The sequence below is a fragment of the Deferribacter abyssi genome (assembly GCF_049472655.1).
GTDB lineage: Bacteria > Chrysiogenota > Deferribacteres > Deferribacterales > Deferribacteraceae > Deferribacter > Deferribacter abyssi.
This window is the reverse complement of the sequence record NZ_JAQNCS010000006.1, coordinates 23972-46834: the sequence shown is the minus strand read 5'-3', so window position 1 is coordinate 46834 and position 22863 is coordinate 23972. Positions and strand designations below refer to the sequence as shown.

The 22863-nt window shown below is 33.1% G+C and carries 22 protein-coding genes; 6 read left to right on the top strand and 16 right to left on the bottom strand.

From position 1 onward, the window contains the following. Window positions 1–62: 62 nt before the first annotated feature. The 12 genes from OWK30_RS04715 to nhaB form a co-directional block, all read right to left on the bottom strand. Window positions 63–425 carry a response regulator gene (locus OWK30_RS04715; protein WP_423324069.1) on the bottom strand — a complete coding sequence of 121 codons (363 nt, stop codon included), beginning with the start codon at window positions 423–425 and terminating at the stop codon, window positions 63–65. Further along, a complete protein-coding gene (locus tag OWK30_RS04710) occupies window positions 415–1242 on the bottom strand; it encodes a TatD family hydrolase (protein ID WP_423324067.1) in 828 nt (275 codons plus the stop codon). The genes OWK30_RS04715 and OWK30_RS04710 overlap by 11 nt, the downstream gene beginning before the upstream one ends. Continuing rightward, the gene (gene metG, locus OWK30_RS04705; RefSeq protein WP_423324065.1) at window positions 1239–3161 is read right to left on the bottom strand and encodes a methionine--tRNA ligase; all 1923 of its coding nucleotides are present in this window, start codon (window positions 3159–3161) and stop codon (window positions 1239–1241) included. The genes OWK30_RS04710 and metG overlap by 4 nt, the downstream gene beginning before the upstream one ends. After that, on the bottom strand, window positions 3158–3865 hold the full coding sequence (locus tag OWK30_RS04700) for a PSP1 domain-containing protein (RefSeq protein WP_423324063.1): 708 nt from the start codon (window positions 3863–3865) through the stop codon (window positions 3158–3160). Before OWK30_RS04700 ends, metG begins: the two co-directional genes overlap by 4 nt. Next, entirely contained in the window at window positions 3858–4631 is a 774-nt protein-coding gene (locus tag OWK30_RS04695; RefSeq protein WP_423324061.1) for a DNA polymerase III subunit, read from the bottom strand. Before OWK30_RS04695 ends, OWK30_RS04700 begins: the two co-directional genes overlap by 8 nt. Window positions 4632–4652: 21 nt before the next feature. Continuing rightward, window positions 4653–5300, bottom strand: a complete 648-nt coding sequence (gene tmk, locus OWK30_RS04690) for a dTMP kinase (RefSeq protein WP_423324059.1) — start codon at window positions 5298–5300, stop codon at window positions 4653–4655. Beyond that, window positions 5287–6216 (bottom strand): molybdenum cofactor synthesis domain-containing protein, encoded by a 930-nt coding sequence (locus tag OWK30_RS04685; protein ID WP_423324057.1) that lies wholly within the window; start codon window positions 6214–6216, stop codon window positions 5287–5289. Before OWK30_RS04685 ends, tmk begins: the two co-directional genes overlap by 14 nt. A 231-nt stretch (window positions 6217–6447) precedes the next feature. Continuing rightward, window positions 6448–7350 carry an AEC family transporter gene (locus OWK30_RS04680; protein ID WP_423324055.1) on the bottom strand — a complete coding sequence of 301 codons (903 nt, stop codon included), beginning with the start codon at window positions 7348–7350 and terminating at the stop codon, window positions 6448–6450. Then, window positions 7351–8001 carry a hypothetical protein gene (locus OWK30_RS04675; protein ID WP_423324053.1) on the bottom strand — a complete coding sequence of 217 codons (651 nt, stop codon included), beginning with the start codon at window positions 7999–8001 and terminating at the stop codon, window positions 7351–7353. A 14-nt stretch (window positions 8002–8015) separates the two neighbouring features. Beyond that, on the bottom strand, window positions 8016–8447 hold the full coding sequence (locus tag OWK30_RS04670) for a nucleoside recognition protein (protein WP_423324051.1): 432 nt from the start codon (window positions 8445–8447) through the stop codon (window positions 8016–8018). Beyond that, window positions 8429–8863, bottom strand: coding sequence for a nucleoside recognition domain-containing protein (locus tag OWK30_RS04665; protein WP_423324049.1), 435 nt, complete (start codon window positions 8861–8863; stop codon window positions 8429–8431). Before OWK30_RS04665 ends, OWK30_RS04670 begins: the two co-directional genes overlap by 19 nt. Window positions 8864–9099: 236 nt before the next feature. Then, window positions 9100–10641 (bottom strand): sodium/proton antiporter NhaB, encoded by a 1542-nt coding sequence (gene nhaB, locus OWK30_RS04660; protein WP_423324047.1) that lies wholly within the window; start codon window positions 10639–10641, stop codon window positions 9100–9102. Between the two features lie 360 nt (window positions 10642–11001). On the opposite strand from nhaB, the gene OWK30_RS04655 reads away from it, so the two are divergent. Genes OWK30_RS04655 through OWK30_RS04645 form a run of 3 tightly spaced genes read left to right on the top strand, consistent with a single transcriptional unit; the run spans window position 11002 to window position 13709 of the window. Continuing rightward, the gene (locus OWK30_RS04655; RefSeq protein WP_423324046.1) at window positions 11002–11769 is read left to right on the top strand and encodes an MBL fold metallo-hydrolase; all 768 of its coding nucleotides are present in this window, start codon (window positions 11002–11004) and stop codon (window positions 11767–11769) included. 15 nt (window positions 11770–11784) lie between these two features. Continuing rightward, the gene (locus OWK30_RS04650; RefSeq protein WP_423324044.1) at window positions 11785–13173 is read left to right on the top strand and encodes an ArsB/NhaD family transporter; all 1389 of its coding nucleotides are present in this window, start codon (window positions 11785–11787) and stop codon (window positions 13171–13173) included. Between the two features lie 47 nt (window positions 13174–13220). Then, the gene (locus OWK30_RS04645; protein WP_423324042.1) at window positions 13221–13709 is read left to right on the top strand and encodes a DUF456 domain-containing protein; all 489 of its coding nucleotides are present in this window, start codon (window positions 13221–13223) and stop codon (window positions 13707–13709) included. A gap of 207 nt (window positions 13710–13916) precedes the next feature. Here OWK30_RS04645 and OWK30_RS04640 read toward each other — a convergent pair whose 3' ends face one another. The 4 genes from OWK30_RS04640 to OWK30_RS04625 are packed head-to-tail and all read right to left on the bottom strand — an operon-like array spanning window position 13917 to window position 17251. Next, complete coding sequence (locus OWK30_RS04640) at window positions 13917–15182, bottom strand: nickel-dependent lactate racemase family protein (RefSeq protein WP_423324040.1); 1266 nt, start codon at window positions 15180–15182, stop codon at window positions 13917–13919. Between the two features lies 1 nt (window position 15183). After that, on the bottom strand, window positions 15184–16173 hold the full coding sequence (gene moaA, locus OWK30_RS04635) for a GTP 3',8-cyclase MoaA (RefSeq protein ID WP_423324038.1): 990 nt from the start codon (window positions 16171–16173) through the stop codon (window positions 15184–15186). Beyond that, on the bottom strand, window positions 16166–16918 hold the full coding sequence (gene tatC / locus OWK30_RS04630; protein ID WP_423324036.1) for a twin-arginine translocase subunit TatC: 753 nt from the start codon (window positions 16916–16918) through the stop codon (window positions 16166–16168). The genes moaA and tatC overlap by 8 nt, the downstream gene beginning before the upstream one ends. A gap of 15 nt (window positions 16919–16933) precedes the next feature. Beyond that, on the bottom strand, window positions 16934–17251 hold the full coding sequence (locus tag OWK30_RS04625) for a twin-arginine translocase TatA/TatE family subunit (RefSeq protein WP_423324035.1): 318 nt from the start codon (window positions 17249–17251) through the stop codon (window positions 16934–16936). Window positions 17252–17559: 308 nt separating this feature from the next. Here OWK30_RS04625 and OWK30_RS04620 point away from each other — a divergent pair, with 308 nt between their 5' ends. From OWK30_RS04620 to OWK30_RS04610, 3 genes are read left to right on the top strand one after another with little or no spacing between them, the layout of a single operon-like run. Beyond that, window positions 17560–18666: a class II glutamine amidotransferase gene (locus OWK30_RS04620; RefSeq protein WP_423324033.1), complete on the top strand. Its 1107-nt coding sequence runs from the start codon at window positions 17560–17562 to the stop codon at window positions 18664–18666. Continuing rightward, window positions 18654–20294 carry a glutamate synthase-related protein gene (locus OWK30_RS04615; protein WP_423324031.1) on the top strand — a complete coding sequence of 547 codons (1641 nt, stop codon included), beginning with the start codon at window positions 18654–18656 and terminating at the stop codon, window positions 20292–20294. The genes OWK30_RS04620 and OWK30_RS04615 overlap by 13 nt, the downstream gene beginning before the upstream one ends. A 13-nt stretch (window positions 20295–20307) precedes the next feature. Continuing rightward, the gene (locus tag OWK30_RS04610; RefSeq protein WP_423324029.1) at window positions 20308–22641 is read left to right on the top strand and encodes an FAD-dependent oxidoreductase; all 2334 of its coding nucleotides are present in this window, start codon (window positions 20308–20310) and stop codon (window positions 22639–22641) included. Window positions 22642–22863: the final 222 nt, after the last annotated feature.

Sequence of the window (22863 nt, the reverse complement as noted above, 5' to 3'; positions counted from 1 at the left end):
TGATAAAAACTCATAAGATGATACAATCATGAATTTGCAGAAACCTTTACGATTATAACGCCTTAAATTGACAAAACCTTTTTAATACATCTTAACAAATCATCAGGATCAAAAGGTTTTTCAATAAATTCTACAGCTCCTAAATCAAATGCTATAACCATATTTTCTATATTACTATACGCAGTAATTACAATCACCAACATATCTTCATTCAACTTTCTTATCTTACTGAGAAAATTTAGACCATCCATAAAAGGCATATTAATATCTGTAATTACTACAGAGTAATCACCATCTTGTAGCAAGATATACGCATCTTTTCCATTATCCGCAATATCTACACAGAAACCTTCATTCTCAAGAAAAGTCTTTAACCCATGCAAAGTATTAAGATCATCCTCAACAAGTAATACCTTACAAGGCATTTAACCTTCCAAACAACCTTGAAATATTATTTTCAGTAATTTTTGCCAGCTCATTAAGCGTAATCCCATACAATTCTGCTAAAAATTTTGCAGTGTATATAGTATATGATGGCTCATTTGTTTTACCTCTTTTTGGTACAGGGGCTAAATACGGTGAATCTGTTTCCACCAAAACACTGGTAAGAGGTATATCTTTAGCTGCAATCCTTATTTCAACTGCACTTTTATATGTCACAGAACCAGCAAACGATATAAGAAATCCATTGTCCAATGCCCATTTTAAAATAGTTCTATCTCCATTAAAACAATGGATAATCCCTTTTAATTTTCCATTATTATTCATTTCATTCAAAATCTTTACAATATCTTCACTTGACTCTCTGTTATGTATAATAACTGGTTTATCAAGAGATAATGCAAAATCAAGAAATATCCTATAAACATTTTTTTGAATATCAGCAGGAGCATAGTTTCTATAATAATCAAGTCCTATTTCGCCTATTGCCAAAACTTTCTCATCTTGAATAAGCTCCTCAAAATATCCAAGATCTTCTATTCTAAAATCTGCAGAATCATGAGGATGCACACCCACAGCAGCATAAATAAAAGGATATTTCTTTGCAACAGTCAAAGCTCTTTTTGAATCATTGAGGTTAATACCAATATTTATTATTCTACCAATACAGTTTCTTTTACAATTTTCAATAACTTTATCAAGTTTTGAACTCAACGGTTCAAAATGGATATGAGCATGAGTATCTGTAAAATACAGCTTCTCTTTTTTTAACTGCTCAATTGATGTTTCCAAATCAATCATTTAATTACACTCCCAGCAGGTACCTCATCAGCCAACTCAACCACCACATGTTTATCACCAACCCAAGCAGCAAGTATCATACCTTCTGATTTCACTCCCATAAGCTTTGCAGGCTTTAAATTGGAAACAACAGCAACCGTCTTACCCACAAGTGCACCTGGCTCATAACTTTTTGCCACACCTGCCACAATCTGTCTGATATCACCATTTCCTAAATCAACTTTTAATTTTAATAATTTCTCAGATTTCCCAATTTTTTCTGCTTCAAGTATCTTCCCTGCTTTAATTATCACTTTTGAAAAATCATTAATCGTTATCTCTTCCACTACCTTTTCTGGCTCACTCTTCTTATTCTCAGCTGTAACCCTGTCAAGGAATTCTTTCTCGTCAATTCTTGGAAAAAGTTGCTTTACCTCACCTATTTTATTGCCAGATTTAAGTAGTTTCACTTTCTTTAGATCTTCAAAACTTTCTTTAAATATATCTATTTTAATATTAAGTTGATTTCTAATCTCTTCTGAAGTTTTAGGCATAAAAGGATAAATCAGTAGAGACAAAATGCGAATCCCGTCAAGTACTACATATAATACCGTTTCAAGTCTATCTCTTTGACTATCATCCTTTGCAAGCATCCATGGTGCATTTTTATCAATATATTTGTTTAACTCTGCCACAAGTGTCCAGATACTCATAAGAGCCTTATTAAATGCGATTGAATCAATGTGTTTATCTACTTCATTAAATACTTCTTCCACTTTCTTAAACAGCTCAATATCTGTTTCATCTTCTACCTTGTATTCAGGAATAATACCTTTGAAATATCTTTTTACCATCCCAAGAGTCCTATTCAAAAGATTACCTAAATCATTTGCCAAATCACCGTTTATCCTATGAATAAGAGCTTTAAATGAAAAATCTCCATCAAGTCCAAAAGGTACCTCTCTCAACAAAAAGTACCTAATAGCATCCACACCAAAAGTATCCACAAGCCAGTTTGGATCTATAGCATTACCAAGAGACTTGCTCATTTTTTGCCCTTCTACTGTCCACCAACCATGAGCAAAAACCTTTTTAGGTAAAGGTAAGCCGGCACTCATCAACATTGTAGGCCAATATACAGTATGAAATCTCAAAATATCCTTTCCTACAAGATGAACATCAGCTGGCCAAAACTTTTTAAATTCCTCGTTTTCATCAACATAACCAATTCCAGAAATATAATTAGTAAGAGCATCTATCCATACATAAATCACATGTTTATCATCGCCAGGTACAGGGATACCCCATTTAAATGATACACGACTTACAGATAAATCTTTCAGTCCTTCCTTAATAAAAGATACTATCTCATTTTTCCTTGAGGGTGGCTGTATAAAGTCAGGATTTTCTTCAATATATTTCAATAGAGTATCTTGATATTTAGACATCCTAAAAAAATAGCTTGGCTCTTTCAATTTTTGCGTCTCTCTGCCACAAGATGGACAATTATTACCATCAAGGAGTTGAGTCTCTGTCCAGTAAGTCTCACAAGGTGTACAATACCAACCTTCATATTCACCTAAATATATGTCACCGTTTTCCTGCATTTTCTTAAAAATCTTCTGCACAGCTTTCTTGTGAGATTCATCAGTGGTTCTGATAAATTTATCATTTGAAATATTAAGCTTAACCCACAAGCTTTTAAAGCGTTCCACTACAGAGTCTGCTAGTTCTTTAGGAGTAATCCCTTTTTTTAAGGCAGCCTGTTCGATCTTTTGTCCATGTTCATCTGTACCTGTAAGAAAAAAAACGTCATAACCACACATTCTTTTGTATCTAGCCAAAACATCTGCCGCCACAGTTGTATATGCATGCCCAATATGAGGAACATCATTTACATAGTAAATAGGGGTTGTAACATAAAATGTTTGTTTACTCATATTTTTCCTCCGCTTTGTTCGTCCAAAATATCTTGAAATTCTATAAATTCACCTTCCATCAAATCATCTTCATATGTTTCGTACATAAGACAACACATTAATCTACCACAAACACCCGAAATCTTTGACGGATTCAAAATAAGATTTTGATCTTTAGCCATCTTAATAGATATATTTTGAAAAGTTCTTAAAAAGGATGCGCAACAAAGCTCTCTGCCACAAACACCAATTCCACCTAATATTTTTGTAGCATCCCTCACACCAACCTGTCGCATTTCTATTCTAGTTCTAAAAACTCTTGCAAGATCTTTCACAAGCTCTCTAAAATCTATCCTTCCATCAGCTGTAAAATAAAAGGTTAATTTCTTTCTATCCAATGTGTATTCAGCTTTTAAAAGCTTCATATCATGTTTATGTTTTTTTACAAATTTCTTACATATAGCCAACGCTTTTATTTCATCTCTTCTATTTTGTGCCAGCTGTTCAAGATCCTCGCTAGTGGCAGCTCTTAAAACCTTCTTCATTACAGATATATCTTCTATTTGAATTTTTCTATCAGGAATAACAACAGTAGCTATATCTTCACCTTTCTCCGATTCTACAACAACAAAATCACCCCTTTTTGCATCCACATTATTAGTTAAAAAATCATAAATTTTCCCAGCTCTTTTAAAAGCCACACCTATCGCATTTATCTCAATCACTTGCTACCTCAATAATTTTTGTAATTAAATACCCTTTTGCTATATCAAGATTTATATTATAGTCAACACTTTTCAAAATATCCAGCAGATAATCAGAACAATAAAGATATTTTTCATTTAAACTCTTAAAATATAATTTTTTGAAATCTTCATAAATTTTTTTTAAAATTATCTTAAATTCATCTCTCTCTTTAATCTTGCTTACAAGATTTATAAACTCTAAAAGATCAAAATATTCAAAATCAATATTATAAGTTTCTTCTTCATCTTTTACAACATTATACACCTGCCTCATCTCGTTTGAACTCAATGGATGGAACATAATTTTGATACTCCGAGACAATATCGTAGGAATTACCATTTCATAATTATGTGTTATCAAAATAAATGTAGTATCCAAAGGAGATTCTTCGAGAGTTTTTAGCATAGCATTGGCAGCTTCTCTTTTTATTTTATGGAAATTGTCCAAAATAAAAAATTTTCGTTTTCCCGTAAAAGAGGATAAAAAAGCTTTCTCATTAATTTCTCTAATATTATCAATCTTTAGCTCATCCTCTTCTAAAATCACAACATCAGGATGACTTTTATTATCAATCTGTTTACAACTTCTACAACCGCAATCCTCAAAAAATATTCCATTTTCACAGTGAACACTTTTTGCAAGATAAAGAGCAAATAACCTTTTACCTATTCCTTCATTGCCATAAAATATATACGAAGTATGAAATGTATTGTTTTCAGCTATAACCTTAAAGTACTCTTTCAAGTGATTGTGTCCAAACAACATCTATAACCTAGCCTTTATTTCGTATTTGATACTTTCAAATATATCATTAATACTTTTGTTACCATCAATAACAACTACATTTTTAAAATTCTTAGCATACCATAAAAAACCTTCTCTAACTTTTCGATAAAATTCAATACCAGATTTTTCGAATTTACCCTCTTTCTCAACTTTTCCAGCCATCTTTAATCTCTCTAAAGCCCTATTTAAAGCAATTTCAGGTTTAATATCAATAATAAAGGTGATATCTGGCCACCACATGACACTAATTTTCTCTAACATTTTAAGTACATCAATACTTAATCCTCTTCCAAATATTTGATAAGCATAAGTTGATGATATGAACCTATCACACACAACTATATTTCCATTTAAAATATTTGGTCCAATAACCATTTTTTGATGTTCAAGCCTATCGGCACTATACAATAATAGCTCTGTTTCAGAAGTCATCTCAAATTCAGTAGAAAGAAGGATATTTCTTAAAACCTTACCAATCGACGTTCCACCAGGCTCTTTTGTTAACAATACATTTTTACCTAAAGACTTTAAGTAATCCACAACCAACTGAGTTTGTGTAGTCTTCCCACATCCATCGATACCATCAATAACTAAAAACAGTCCTTTTTTTAAATCAGTTTCTTGCACAATCCTCTTTGTCCCCTTGTAACTTTTTGATTGTATGAGGGATAGCATCTATTACCACTTCCAGGTTTTCAATAGCCCCTTTTGGGCTACCAGGTAAATTTAAAATTAAAGTATCTCTCCTTGTACCAGCAAGAGCCCTTGAAATAATAGCGTGTGAAGTTTTTTGAAAACTTGCCATTCTCATAGCTTCACCAAACCCAGGCAATTCATTATCAATAACTTTCTTAGTAACATTTGGTGCTATATCCCTAGGAGAAATACCTGTTGAACCGTTTGTTATAACAAGGTCAAAACATTGTAAATCACAAAAATCTACAAGCATATTTTCAAGCATCACCTTCTCATCGGGTATCATCTCATACCTGATAAATGAAATATTCATTTTCTCTTGCAAGTATTCTTTAATTCTTAAACCTGTAATATCTTCCCTTTCCCCTTTGCTACCCTTGTCACTCAAAGTTATTATTGCAACACTAAAACCATCTTTAGGCATAATCTCTATTTCATCACCCACTTGAATGTCACCATCATTCTTAACAACAGCAAATATTCCTTCTTTTGGCATAATGCAGTCACCAGCTTGATAATAAATCGCACATCTATGATGACAAACTTTCCCTATCTGAGATATCACAAACTCTACACCACTTATTATTATTCGCTCACCAACCTTCATCCTACAGAGCTCTACACCTTGAGTAGTTATATTTTCAGCGAAATCACCACTTTTCACATCAAGACCAAGCTTTCTCATTTTTTCAATACTTTCTATAGCCAAAAAACTCACCTGTCTGTGCCAATCTCCTGCATGAGCATCTCCCACTATTCCATGCCCCTTTTTAATCTGAACTTTATCAACATTACTTTTTCTTGTACCTTTTTTCTCACTTATAGAAATTGCATAAACTTTTCCCATACAACACCTCTCTTTTGAAAACTTTTATAAGATTTTACCTCCAAAGTCAAATAGTAGGATTTCTGCAATTTCTCCAATTTTCCACAACTCTTCACAATGTTTATCGAAACCCCAACAATTGCCGCAAAAGATTGCTTTGTAGCATCCATCCATCAAAATAATGTAAAAAGACTATCTTTGAGTATATCAGTGAGATAATCAATTGTTTACCACAAAATTAGTTTCTTTTTTTTAGCTAAAACTAATTAAAACAGTTAATGTAAAACCTGACAAAAGTGTCGAAAGAAAAATTGCTGTAGATAAAAACTCAGGTGATTTATTAAATTTGATAGCATACATCAATGGTAATAAAGCGCTTGGCGCTGATGTTTGAACCACAGCTACATTTTTTTCCACTCCCTTTATCCCCAGTAAGTAAACTATAAAAAGAGCAATCACCGGTGAAATCACCAGTCTTAAAAAAGAAGCTATTAATGCTGGCTTTAAAAACCTAACAGAAATTTTTATGCTAGAAAGCTGTAACCCAAGAATAAAGATTAAAAGTGGGATTGCAGCCATAGACAACAGTCCAACAGTTTTATCTAAAAAATTTGGCAATTGTATGTTAAATATAGAAAACAATATAGCCACAATAAATGCATGAATGAGTGGAATTTTTAATACATCCTTAATAGCATAAAAAAAATTTTTTTCATTAGATGAAAGCATTATAGCAAGTGTTGATAATGGAATATTGAAAACAACAAAATAGATTATGGAATAAAAAACCCCCTTCTCACCAAAAGCAAAACTAATCAAAGGAAGCCCAAAATTTCCTACATTTATCATTGAAACAGAAAGTATAAATGGGATTTTATACTGTTCATCAATTCGCAACAGTTTAAACACAACAATAGCTACAAAAATAAGAATTATAACAAGCAATACCATAAAAACGAATGGCCTATAAAGTAACTCTATAGAAACCTTATTTGTAGTTAAAGAATGGAAAACAAAAAGGGGGGCAAATATAGTCAATGTAACATCTGTTAAAGATTTAAGCTCGATATGCTTGAATCTGTTATAGATAAAAGCCACCAATATGATAATGAATATTGGTAGCACACTTTTTAAGAAAATGAAAAAAAGATTCATCTACTCACAAATTTTTTTGATTTCTTCTTTTGTAAGCCCAATCTCTTTCATTTTCAATATTTTATCCACACTACACTTGTTTTCACTAATACTCTTCTTTTCTGTTTCCTCATTTCTAATTTTTTCAAACACGCCAGGCTCTTCTTGATACTGCATTAATAAAAAGCTCAAAGCTTTAGCAAAGTGCTTTGCATCACTTTTGTTGTTAAAAGGAATCTTTATAGACTGATCACAACCTTTCCTATCAAAAATATTCCAATCAACTTTTATCTCTTTAAAACCTATTTCTGGTTCATTAACAGATGTCCCATAACACCCATAAACAGTTCCTCCAGAAATCTTTACAAAATACTTTCCAAAAGTTTTAATTATATAAATTTTTGGTTTTTTCCCATAAACTTCAGCAGTTTTTATATAAAACTTATCTTTTTTCTTATGAACCCAAACGAATGCTAACAGTCTAAAATTATCAGAGTAAATGGTTTTATAATATTTATAATCTTGCGAAGGAGAATTCTTATTTAACGTTTCTTTGATAATTTCCAAGCTCTTATCAATTGAGTTTATATCACTACTACCGACAACAATCCTTTTTGTACACCCTACAACAAATAAAATCAGAATAAACAAAAACATTAGCAACCTTTTCATAGAAATATCCTCCATTACAATTTTATATACCTTGTTATTATTAAAGCAACAGCTACAGCCAGAAAAATTCTTGTACCAAGTATAATAACACCGTTTCCACCAATAGCAACAAAAAGAAGAGTGTCTTCAAAAACTGCATGACAAACAGACAAAAAAAGGCTTGACAACAAAACTTCCTTACTACTCATCTTACCACTCATTGCATTCCTTACTAAAATTCCAGCTCCATAGGCTATCCCCAAAACTAATCCCACAACCATTGTTATGGAAGAGTTTGGAGTAAACCCTACTTTTCCTAGAGGTCTTTCCAAAAAAGATTGTAATTTTATATATAACTTTGAATTTTCAAAAAACTCATAGAAAATCATCAACAGAGTTATTACCAAGATTAACTTAAAAGACAATTTTGCCGCATTTATGAAAGAATCTAAAAAAGAAAATTCCATATGATATTAACCCCTATCCCTGTCATAATTGCCAACATCAATCTAAATAATACCGTAATATAAATTTTTACCCCCGACTTTGATAAAACAATCCCTTCTATTACTAAATTATGAGCAATACCCAAAACTATCCCTATTATTGTAATCTGCTTTACAGTTAACTCCATAGCAGCCATGGATGCAATAGCAGGATAAAGATTTATCAAAAAACCAGAGAGAAGAATAACTGTAGCTTCACCTGGTAATCCCATCAAAGCTGTTATAGGCTCAAAAAAATCACCAATTCTGACAAGGAAACCGCTTTGCTTCAATAAATCTATGAGAATATAGAAAGGAAACGTATAAATTACAATTTTACCACTAATATTTATCCCTTTTCTAAGACCTTCTAAAACATGCTTTATAAAAATATTCATCCCTTGTTAATAATTTAAATTATCAAAATTTTCAACCAAAACAATAAGAACGTTCTAACGTTTTAACGTTCACACGTTTATTAAATTGTAAAGCGTAAACCGTGAAATAACTATAAATAACAACAAATATTCATTTTCCCCTTCCCCTCAACCTCAACCTTAACCTTTTTCAAACATTGAACTTTGAGCTAAAAAGAGTTCAGGTGTAAATTAACACCTGAACTCCAATATCTTAATTATAAGAAATATATAGTGGCCAAAAGACCGGTTATAGTCATTGTAACAGTATATGGAAACGCAAGTTTTACCATTTCCATATAAGATAACCTAATCACCGGTGCAAGAGCAGATGTTAGAAGAAATAAAAACGCTGCCTGCCCATTTGGTGTAGCCACTGAGGGTATATTTGTCCCCATATTTATTGAAACAGCAAGTTTCCATAATTGTTTAATCTTTTCAAGCTGCTCAGGTGTAGCTTTGTGTAAGTTTTCCCCAATCAAAGGGATTACATCTTTAAAATAATTCACAGTTTCACTCATATAAACTGTTGCCACAAAAACATTATCACTAATTGCCGATAATGCACCATTTGCCAAATAATATGCAGCAAGCTGTTTTGTCCCCTCAAGTCCAAGCACATAATCTATAATTGGCTGAAAAAGATGATTAGTATGAATAACTGCAACAATTGTAAAAAATACTACCAACAGCGCTGTAAAAGGTAAAGCTTCCTCAAAGGCATGCCCGATTTGATGCTCATCAATAATACCATTAAAAGCAGTAAGGAGCACTATCACCATCAAACCGATTAATCCTACCTCTGCTAAATGCAACGCCAAAGCTATAACAAGTATTACACCAGTAATTGCTTGGACAATAAGTCTCATTTTCATTTTCGTATCAAAACTTTTATTCTGCTCTTCCACATAATCTACAAGAATTTTTCTAACATTTTCAGGCATCTTATGTCCATATCCCAATATTTTAAATTTCTCCAATAAAAAACATGTTGTAATACCAACAATCAATACAGGGATAGACACAGGAGCACAGTTTATAAAAAAATCTTTAAAATGCCATCCCACCATATTACCGATTAAAAGATTTTGTGGCTCACCCACTAAAGTTGTGGCTCCTCCAAGAGCAGTACCAACCGCTCCATGCATCATAATATTCCTTAAAAAAGCTCTAAACTCTTCTAAATCTTTTCTATGCTCATCTTTAACCTGCACATCATCTTTTATATTAGATTCATCATTAAAATGTTTTCCTGAAGCAACTTTATGATATATATTATAAAAACCGTATGCTACGGTAATTATAACCGCTGTCACTGTTAAAGCATCCAAAAAAGCCGATAAAAAAGCCCCTAAGAATGAAAAAAGTAATGAAATAGCTATTTTTGAGCGTATTTTTGTTAATAGTCTTGAAAATAAAAAAAGTAAACCTTCACGCATAAAATAGATACCAGCTACCATAAACATCAACAATAAAATCACAGGAAAATTAAGAACTACTTCTTTATATACAGATTTAGGATCAGTCATTCCAATTACGACAGCTTCTAAAGCTAAAAGACCACCCGCAGGTAGAGGATAACATTTAAGCGCCATTGCTAGAGTAAAAATAAATTCAAGAATCAATAGCCATCCCGTAATAAAATGTCCTACTGTGTAATACAATATTGGATTAATCACAAGAAACACCAATATAGTATTTTTGTACCAGCGCGGGGCATGTCCTAAAAAGTTATTCGTAAAAGCCTTACTTAAATTCATTTTTTCCTCCTTCTGATTTTTGGCTATATCATATAACCCAACATTCAATCTAATTCAATTAAAACAATATTTTAAAAGTAATTTTTTATGTTTCTTTACTACATTACATTAAGATGATAAATACAATTGTTACTTAGTCAGCAGGTTAACATATTGGCAACAAATAAGATTAATTTTCAATTAATACTTTTGACCTGTGATAACAACAGACTTATCACTAGCAAACATTACCAAACAATATCCTGTTAATCATATATATACATATTCACAGACATGGAGTCACAAACATCTTGCAAAATAGAGCAACTTAAAGCCATAATAAATGTTGATTTTCAATAAATTTCAAATTAATATCATCTCATGGCAATTTTGAACGTAATTTCATCTGGTAGCAGAGGAAATTGTTACCTTATAGAACACAACAAGATTGCAATCATTGTTGATATAGGTGTAAGTAAATCAAAATACGAATCTTTTTTTCAAAAAATTTTCTCAAAATCAAATGAAATATTTCTTTTTATAACTCATGAACATCACGACCATACAAAAGGATTAAAAACTTTTTTAACCAATTATCACGCAAAAATTTTTTGCAGTATGGGAACTGCATTGCAGATTTCAAAAAAATATGATTTAGACGTATCAGATTTTTATATATTAGAAGATAAAAAAATTTATCAAATAGATGGATTTGAAGTAGCACCGTTCAAAGTTATTCATGATGGTGCTGAACCATTTGGCTTTCATTTTATTTTTGAAGGAAAAGGATTAACTTTTACTACCGATTTAGGTGTTGTCACCGATAATATCATCGACTTCTTAAAAAGCTCAAAAGTAGCCATATTAGAAGCAAACTATGAAGATAATTTGCTTAAAAACGGTAGCTATCCAAAATTTTTAAAAAAAAGAATCGAATCCATCAGAGGACATTTATCCAACAAACAAGCCATAAACACACTTAATATGCTTGATAATTCTGAATTAGAAACAGTTTTATTGGGTCATATAAGTGAAGAAAATAATACCTACGAAATTGTGGAAAAATATGTATCATACTGTAATACCCATCTCCCATTCTCTACTAAATATCTGAAACAACAAGAAACAATATATGGAATTAAAATTTAGCATGAGGAGGATTTTATGGATGCTCAAGTAGCTCACGAAGCTGTAAGTGGAGGAAACCAGTTAATTGTTGCATCAATCATATTTTTTTCTGCATATGCAATTATAGTATCAGAAAAAATCCACAGGACAATTGTGGCGCTTCTTGGTGCTGGTCTTATGATTTTCCTAGGAATATTACATCAGGAAGAAGCCATTTACGGACTTCTCCAAACAGATGCAGCTGGCAATATCCATAGAAGTGGTGGAGTAGATTTTAATACTTTAGGTCTTCTTACAGGGATGATGATAATTGTAGCGATTACTAAAAAAACAGGTGTATTTCAATATACAGCAATAAGAGTAGCAAAATGGGCAAAAGGGGAACCCTGGAAAATATTAGTAGGCCTTTCTGTAGTAACGGCAGTTTTTTCTGCTTTTCTTGACAACGTTACAACTGTTTTATTGATTGCACCAGTGAGTTTATTGATTGCAGACGAACTAGAAATTGATCCATTCCCAATCTTATTTGCAGAAGTGCTTGCATCTAATATTGGTGGCACCGCAACACTAATTGGTGACCCGCCAAACATTATGATTGGTAGTGCCACACACCTCACTTTTAACGACTTTATCTTAATGCTTACACCTGTAGTCGTTGTAATTTTTATTGTAACAATTTTTCTTTTAAAACTAATCTTTAAAAAGAAAATGAGTGTTAAAGAAGAAAACAGACAGCGTATACTTGCTATGAATGAAAAAGAATCTATAACTGACTCAACCCTTTTAAAAAAGTGTGGAGCTGTTTTAGGGCTTGTAATATTAGGATTTGTAATTGCCCACCCTTTAGGTGTTGAACCAGCAACTATTGCCATTACAGGAGCTGCACTTCTCTTTCTTATTATGCATGCAGAAGGAGAAGACATGCATCACATCTTTGGAGAAGTAGAATGGGTCACCATTTTCTTCTTTTTAGGGCTTTTTATTCTAGTTACAGGTATCGAAAAAGCTGGTTTGATTCGATTAATGGCTGAAAAAGTACTTGAATTTACTCAAGGAAGTAAAACCATTGCCGGTATTCTCATTCTTTGGGTTTCAGCTGTAGCTAGTGCTATAGTGGATAATATTCCATTTGTGGCCACAATGATACCTCTTATCAAAAATCTTGCTCCTCATCTTCAAGGAGCCCCCACTGATCCGGAGCAGTTCAAGCTATGGACAGAAGGCCTTTGGTGGGCATTATCTTTAGGTGCTTGTCTTGGAGGTAACGGTTCTCTAGTAGGTGCAAGTGCAAATCTAATCGTGGCAGGCTTTGCTGAAAGAGCTGGTAGACCTATAACTTTTATGAAGTTTACAAAACTTGCTTTCCCTTTAATGATTGTATCAATTATCATTTCTACGGTTTACTTATTGATATTTTTCTTATAAAAGAATGTCAGGGGTTACCCCTGATATTCTTTAAAATAAGAATTTAGATGTTTTTATTTAAATTATTAATTATCATCTTTCAGAGCATTGCTGTTTTGACTAACTTCTTTGGGTTGCCAGGAAATATCATTTCATTTATCTTTCCACTAATTGCATACTTGTTTCATTGGATAGAATTTAAAATACTTGCCATTATTACGATTTTCATAATTTTTGGTGAAATCATTGAGTTTATTGTTGGATATTTTAGTACCAAATCTGAAGGGCTTGAAAAAGGAACATTCACTGTATCTCTGATTGTTAGCATTATCTTCAGTATTATTATGGCTCCTATATTTTTTGGATTAGGAGCCTTAATAGGAGCGTTTTTAGGAGCTTTTGTAGGAGCTGTAATATACGAATATATTAGACATGCTGATTTCAAAAAATCATTAAAAAGAGGGATTATAGTTTTTAAAGGCAGATTATTGGGTACTGTATTTAAACTTTTGATAGGAATTAGTACAATCGTAATCAATGCTATTAATCTATTTTAAAATTTACTTTAAGAGTATATTGATCACAAGGATATTTTACTTCCAAACAACTCATAAATGTGATTTTATGATAACATTAGATTGTTTAGCCAGTGTTCAGAGTAGCGAAACCACAAATATTATTGCAAAAAAGGATAACCGTGAAATAATCTTTTAATCATTAATACGCTATGTGTAAGATTTAAATCTATGAAAAAATCAAAATGTTTACATTTGAGATTCAATATCAAAAAATACACTATAAGCATCTGGAACAACAGCAATCTTGCTACTCTTTTCCACTAACTCATCTATTTGTGACAAATCGTTTAGCTTCTTAAATCCCATTCTTTTACAATCAGTTTCAGCAAATTTAGAATAAAGAAACACGTTAAATTTTTCCGTATTAACCCTTAATGAATAAGCAGTTTGTCTATTTATTTGATAATCATCTACCAATTTTTGAAACATATCACTTGTATTTTCTATATCAAAAAATTTCTCAAAATAATCGTTTCCATAACCATCCTGGCATTCTGCAAAAAAGATAAGACTTGCTCCATCCTCAGTAATACTCGTCACCCTATCCAAAGATTTTTGGGCTTGTACCATATTTATATCTTTTGGAAACCCTCCACAGGAAACAAAAAGCAAATCATATTTTTTATTCACTTTTATCAATGTATATTTTTTCAACAACTCTGTAGCAGTTATATGTGACATAAAAAGATCTCCACAAGTAAGATCTATTATTTCTCCTTTGTCATTTAAAATAGTATTTACAGCAAAAAATATTTTTCCCCTTCTTGCTATCATCACCGCTTCCACAATATCATCATTTACAGGATTCTGTTTTAAATTACCGGATGTAGCTAAAGGATGCTTTCGCCCATTCCTAATATCAAGTACTAACTTATGATTGTTTAGCGCACTCTTTCTGGAAGCAATACCCGGCAAAATCATCTTTCTACCGCCACCAAAACCTGCAAAATAATGATAACTCACTGAAGCAATGGGAATAACTGTATCATGCTCTAAATAAGCCTTATTCAACAATATCGGTGTTCCATTCTTTGTTTTTCCAAAATACTCCAACTTTTGAGGATCATCAGGATCATGATCTATCAGTCTATCTTTATATTTGTCATAAACCTCCTCGGTAATTATCCATTTTTTCTCTTCTTCAGTTACTTTTCTATGCGTACCTGTGGCAAAAATTATTGAAAAACTAACCCCTGCCTTTTCAACATACTTTATCAATTGCGGGAAAAAAAAGTTTAAACCGGATTTTCTAGTAATATCAGGTACAATAAAAAGGATTTTTCTGGCATTTTCTAAAACTCTGCTAAAACCTTCACTATAAACAGGTGCCTCTTCTAATTTTAAAAATATTTCATCTATACTCAAAGGCTCTTTATCGATACTTATATTTAAAAGATCGAAATCTTTCTTTATATTTATATCCACATAGGACTTACCGTAAGGTAATTTCATATTATCCTCCAATTTCAGACATATGCCTGCCAAACCTTTTGTTTGCAAGGTCACAATCCACTGGATGTTTTTCAGCCTTTAAATGTAAAGAATCCTGAATAAGTTTTAAAAGCAATTTTGCATCAGAATTAATTATGGCAGGTTTTAAATTAATTTCATAATCACTAAGTAAACATGGTCTCAATTTACCATCTGCCGTTAATCTAAGCTTATCACATGTAGCACAAAAATGGTTAGAAATCGGTGTAATAATACCAATTTTCGCACCATTGGATAAAAGATAATTATCCGATGGACCAGAAAGGTTCTCTTTTTCAAGATGTTTTAACTCGTATTTTTTAGAAATTATTTCTAAAATTTCTTTTCCAGTAATTATATTTTCTTTTTTCCATTCCATAGAGCTTTCTAAAGGCATAAATTCGATAAATCTCACATTCAGACTATTTTCTGCAGAAAATTCACAAAAATCTATAATTTCATCATCATTAAACCCTTTTATTGCAACCACATTAATCTTTATTGGATCAAACCCTATCTCTTTTGCATATTTTATCGATTCAATTATATCTTCCAAATCAAAACCACCGGTAATAAACTCGTACCTATCCTTTTTCAAAGAATCTAAACTAATATTTATACGTCTTACACCAGCATCATAAATTCCTTTGGCAAACTTCTTTAAAAGTGAACCATTTGTTGTTAGCGTAATATCTTGGATACCTTCTATTTTCCCTAATTCTTTAAAAAGATAAGTTATATTTTTTCTAACCAGAGGTTCACCACCTGTAACTCGTACTTTTTTAATCCCTACATCAGCAAGAGTTTTTACCACGAATAGAATATCCTCATAACTTAAAATATCATTGTGGGTCAGCATTTTAAAACTATGCTGTGGCATACAATATTTGCACCTAAAATTACATCTATCAGTTACAGAAATTCTCAAATACTGATATCGTCTACCGTATTTATCCAACAATATATTATTCATAAATGTCTTCTTTCTTTATTTCTTCTTTTCTACCAAAAATCTTAGCAACAAATATACTTATCTCATAAAGAAGAATAAGTGGACCAGCCATCATCAGCTGAGTAAAAACATCAGGAGGAGTAAGTATTGCAGCTGCTATAAAAATTACCACAATAGCATATCTTCTATACTTTTTCATCATTGAGGCTGTAACAATCCCCATTTTTGCAAGAAATAAAGTGAAAACAGGTAGTTCAAAAATTATCCCAAACCCCATAATCAATCTCACAACAAAAGATAGATACCACTGTATAGAAAGATTAGCTATTACATACCCTTTCGCATAACTTAAAAAAAACTGAAAACCAAAAGGGAATACTACATAGTATGCAAAAACAGCACCTGTAAAAAACAAAATAGATGACACAATAACAAAAGAAACCACATATCTTCTCTCATGAGCATAAAGACCAGGAGCTACAAATTTCCATAATTGATATAAAATAAAAGGCATACTGAAAAACAACGCTGCCATCAAAGAAAGTTTAAGCTCTGTGAAAAAACCCTCCGTAAGCTTAATCATTGCAAGAGAAGATTTTTCTGGTAACACTTTTATCAAAGGTGCTGTTACAAAATCAAAGATATATTTACTCTGGGAATAACACACGATAAAAACTAATACTATAACAATGATACTTTTGATAAGCCTGCTTCTAAGCTCTTCAAGATGGGCTGTTAAAGGTAATTTTTCATCCACATTTGCCATAATCAACCTAATTTATTATGAATTTTTTGTTTCATCATTATTTTTTTCTTCGTCTATAGATGTATTATCAGAAGAATAAACTTTCCCATCATCTAAAATTACTTCTTCCCATTTTGATTTATAAATTTCTGTCAGAGATTCCTTTTTATTTGATTGTGTACCTGTTTCTTCTAAGTCAATATTAACAGCTTCTTTAAACTCGTTTAATGCTTTTTTAAATTCAGCATAACCTTTTCCAAGGGCTTTTGCTACCTCAGGCAATTTCTTTGGCCCAATAACTATTAAAGCTATCACCATAATCAAAATCAGCTCAGACATCCCAAAACCAAACATTTACCACCCTATAAAAAATTTTTATCTTTTTAAAAATACTATATTTTTCAAATAAAAAAATCAAGAATATAATTGAGATCTGGTATCACCCCATTTTTTGTAAGACCTTATTTAAAATTGTTTGCGGAAAAACACTGTTAGTTGTACCTTAATTTAACCTATTTTAACATCGAACATAGAACCTCAATAATCAGCATTTACAGCATACTAATCCATCTAAATTAGGCAACAAAAAAATATTTCATTAAAAAATTAGGCTTGACATGAGTTTTATCTAATATTATAAGGTTTATCAGGAGGTGTATACAATGTGCAGAATTGGAGCCATCAAATCAAAAAACTATCTACACCCTTCTAAGGCATTGTATTTAATGCGATCTCAACAAAAAGGGCATGATAATTCAGGCTTTGCCATGGTTATGCAAGATCTCGGGGGAGTATTTGAGAATTATAAAGACTTACCCATTCTTTCTCTTGCCTGTACAGATAGAGGTATGAAAATAGCTGATGATATACTTCATGAAGCCGGATTCGTAAGAATGATGCAATGGACACCCGAAGTAACCCCACAACCTGGTCTTAAAATTGAACCTATGCCAAACTATATTTTTGAAGTAGTCCAATACCCAAAAAGTTATAAATATGCACCCAAAGACGAAAAAGAAGAACTACTTGTAGATATGCGCCTTAAAATCAGGCAAGCATTGGAAGAAAATAGTGAAGGATATGTCTATTCTTTCTGGCCAGATGTAATAACACTTAAAGAAATAGGTGACCCTACAGATATTGGTGAATATTTTGGTCTTTGGGAAGAAAATGATGAATTAAAAGCAAAAATTATTACTGCTCAATGTAGGCAAAACACAAACTATGACATAGTAAGGTACGCCGCACATCCTTTCTTTCTACAAGGATATACAGCATTAGCAAACGGAGAGAACACATTTTATGAAAAAAATAAAAACTTCCAAGAAAAACTCTACAAAGGATATATCGGCTTTGAATCAGATTCACAATGTTTTCTATACACATTACATTATATTCACAAGATTTTAAAATGGCCTTTAATTTATTACAAACATGTTATTACACCCCTACCATTTGAAGATATTGAAAAGCGCGAAGATAGAGAAGTTTTGAAGAAAATAAGAGCTTCATTAGCTCATCTTGAAATAAACGGTCCAAATACAATCATTGGAGTATTGCCAGATGGTACACTTTTTACTTGTTGTGACTCAAAAAAATTACGACCTGTAGTTGTAGGACACACAGACGACACAGCAATAATAACCTCCGAAGTAACTGGAATAAATGAGCTTTTACCAGATAGGGATTGGGAAAAAGATATCTATCCACATGAAAGAGAAATGGTGGTGATTAACAACAATCTGGAGGTTGAAAGATGGCAACAATGAAAGTAAATGAACTAGCAAAAGATGATCTTTTCTGGCAAATAGAATATAAGCACGACAGATGCACTCTTTGTGGTAAATGTGTTGCATCATGCCCTTTTAGAGCCATAGAAGCTGGAGTTGAACGTAGACGAAAGGTAGTAAGTGATGATATTACTCCAAATCCAAAAGTAATTTTTCAAACTATTCCTGTAATAAAACAGGTTGTAAACGAATATAATTTTTGCCGTGGTTGTGGTATATGTGAAAAAGTATGCCCCAATGATGCGATCAGACCAGTCAGAAATCCAGATCATAGATTTCAAGCAAAATATAGATCCGTTACAGGTGATCCATTTAAAAGAGGCGGAAGAAACAACCTTGTAACATCTGCCAGAACACTTGATAGAATTAAAATCGGACGTATATCTCAAATGACAGACCCTTCCCTCGATGCTCAAAGACATACTTTTGACCTGCTTGCACCTTTTGGTAGAGTGTTACCTCCTCAGGAGATACCATTCGAAATAAAAAATGGTAAGCTCGTGGAGAGAGAATACACCCCACCCGTAAGATGGATATATCCCATTATAATCGGGGATATGTCCATCGGGGCTCTCTCCTGGAGAATGTGGGAAGCTCTTGCCATTGCCACCGCATATTTAAATGAAGAAGCAGGTATCCCTATTCGTATGTGTACTGGTGAAGGCGGAGTACCTGTAAGACTTTTGAAGTCCCGTTATTTAAAATATATGATTTTACAAATAGCATCAGGTCACTTTGGATGGAATAGAATAATCAATGCTATGCCAGAAATGGTAGAAGATCCAGCCGGGATACTCATAAAAATAGGTCAAGGTGCAAAACCTGGGGACGGTGGTTTACTTCAAGCTAAAAAGGTGGCTAAACACATTCAAGAAATTAGAGGAGTACCAAAAGCAGATCTGTTAAGCCCTCCAAACCATCAGGGGCTATATTCTATAGAAGAAAGTGTGCAAAAAATGTTCTTATCTTTTAATGCTGCCTTTAAATTTAAAGTCCCTGTTGCAATAAAAGTTGCTGCGAGCGCCACCAGTGTATCTGTTTATAACAACTTATTGAGAGATCCATACAATATTGTAGGCGGATTCTTCCTAGATGGCATTGATGGTGGTACAGGCGCTGCCCATGAAATTTCACTAGACCACACAGGACACCCTATTGTCTCAAAGTTAAGAGACTGCTATCTTGCTGCGGTACACCAAGGAAAACAAGGACAAATCCCTCTCTGGGCAGCTGGTGGTATGGGTAAAGGTTGGAATCTTGCTGCTGATGCTTTTAAAATGATATGTCTTGGAGCAAACGGTATTTTTACAGGAAAGCTCATGCTCCAGCTTGCTGGATGCGTAGGAAATGATAATGGAAAATGTAATGCCTGCAATACAGGTTTATGCCCAGTAGGTATATGTACGCAAAACCCAATACTTGTAAAACGTCTTGATATAGATAAAGTGGCAGAAAATATAGTAAACTATTTTCTCTCAGTTGATCACGAATTGAAAAAACTTATGGCTCCTATCGGAAACAGCTCTTTACCTGTTGGTCGCTCAGATGCCCTCATTGCCACAGATAAAGCTGTAGCAGACAGACTAAAGATTCAGTATGCATGTTAAAAAGGGGGGAATTATGAGTAAAGTGGCTAAAATAAATGGAATAGTTAACGGCAAAAGAATATCTACCCAAAAATTACTTCAAGAAATATACAAAAAACTAGATGAAGGATATACAGAGTTTGAGGTCCTTGGCTGCGGTCATCATGATATTGGTGGACCACTCTGGGACAATGAAGGTCGCCCTTTAAAATTTAAAATTACCAATCCAGGCCAACGTGTGGGCTCAATGGGGATGCTAGGAACTCAAATCATAATAGAAGGTTCGGCTCCCGCTGATGTGGGATGGTTAAATGCAGGTGCAGAAATCATCCTAAAAGGTGATGGTGGTGATACCACAGCACATTGTGCAGCCACAGGTAAAATATACGTTGCTGGACGCGTGGGAACACGCTCTGGTGCTTTGATGAAACACGACCCTAAGTTTCCCCCACCAGAATTTTGGGTTTTGAAAAACACAGGTTCGTTTAGCTTTGAATTCATGGGTGGAGGTATAGCTGTCGTATGTGGTTACGACTGTGAAGAATACGAATCCGTTTTAGGAAAAAGAAGTTGCGTAGGTATGGTAGGTGGCACTGTTTATGTAAGAGGTCCTGTAAAAGACTTAAGTGATGATGTTTGGCTAATGGATTTGAACGACGCAGATATAGATTTTTTGAGCAAAGGTCTCAAAGATTTTCTGTCAAAAATTGACAGAATGGAACTTTACAGTGAACTGACCGACTTCTCAAAATGGCAAAAAATTGTCGCAAAATCATATGAAGAACGTCAATTAAAACTTCTCATCCCTGTAAAAGATTTTAGAGAACATAAATGGGTAGAAGGCGGGATTTTCGGTGACCTTATAGACGAAGATTATTACGTGGCTGATTTTGTAGAAAAAGGAGATTTAAGATTAAAATACCCAGAATGGAGAAATGCAAAATATTCAGCTCCATGTGAGTACAATTGTCCAACATATATACCTACACAAAAAAGAATTTCGCTTCTCAGACAAGGAAAAACCAAAGAAGCACTTGAGCTAATTCTTGATTATAGTCCATTCCCAGCTTCTGTTTGTGGACAAGTTTGTCCAAATCTTTGTATGGATGAATGTACTAGAAAGTATGTTGACGTTCCTGTTAGAATAAAAGAGCTCGGATTACTCAGTAAAGATGTGGGTTTTGATTTAACACCAGCAGAGGAAAAAGATAAAAGAGTAGCTATAATCGGCTCTGGTGTAGGTGGTCTTACCGCTGCATGGCATTTAAGAAAAATGGGTTATAAAGTGGATATCTATGAAAAAGATAAAGTGATCGGTGGAAAACTTAAGCAGGTTATTCCTTCAGACAGACTAAATCAAGAAATACTAGAGACCGAATTAAAAAGAATCTTGAGCACCGGTGTCAATGTAAAAACTGAAATAGATGTAGACAAAAAGCTTTTTGAAAAACTCACAAAGGAATACGATGCTGTAATAGTCGCTGTAGGTGCACACAATCCAGTTATTTTGCCTGTGGAAGGCAAAGAACGTCTTGTTAAAGGTCTAGATTTCTTAAAAGCTGTAAATAGAGGAGAAACACCAAAAGTTGGTAAAAAGGTAGTTGTTATAGGTGCTGGTAATGCAGGGATGGATGTAGTACTCACAGCTTATAAACTTGGTGCAGAAAAAGTGGTAGCGTTAGATATCCAAAAACCAGCTGCTTTTGAAAAAGAGATAGAGCATGCCAAAAAATTAGGTGCTAAGATTTTATGGCCAGCATATACTGAAAAAATCGATGAAAAAGGGGTTTACCTAAAGGATGGAAGATTTATTGAGGCAGATATGGTCATTGTATCCATTGGAGATAGACCAGATTTCTCATTCCTCCCTTCAGAATATCTTGATGAAAAAGGAAAAGTAAGACTAAACCAATATCTACAATCAGAGGTAAATGAAAAAGTTTTTATAGCTGGCGATGCTATAAAACTTGGTCTTTTCACTCATGCCATAGGAGATGGTAGAAAGGTAGCACTAAATATAGATAGATTGTTTAACGGTTTACCTCTTGATGACTTCAAAAAATCACCAATGATACCTCAAGACAAAGTTAAAAAAGAATATTACTCTCTTTTTAATCCAATGGCAGTAATGGAAAAAGAACCAGAATTTGAAAAAGATAGATGCATGAGCTGTGGTTTCTGTAGAGATTGTGAAATGTGCAAAGATGTTTGCCCAGAGCAAGCCATTGCTAGAATTCAAAACAAAGATGGTACTTTTGAATACTACAGTGACCCAACCAAATGTATAGGGTGTGGAATCTGTGCAGGAATTTGTCCATGTGGCATCTGGACAATGATTGATAATGTAGAAAAATACCTAGAAGCCTGAACGGGGTTTAATGTTTAATGTTTAATGTTCAACGTTCGATTAAAGGTTCAATGTTTGAATAATTAAAACCGCTCAAGGCTTTTTATGAGGCCTTGGGCGGTTCACTTTAGCATGATCTTGATGAGTTTCTTAAGTATTTAATAAACCCATTATCTAAATTTGCTATTTTATTACAATGAGTGAATAAAATCTTTATTCTAATGTCTATCAAACCCCTCAGCA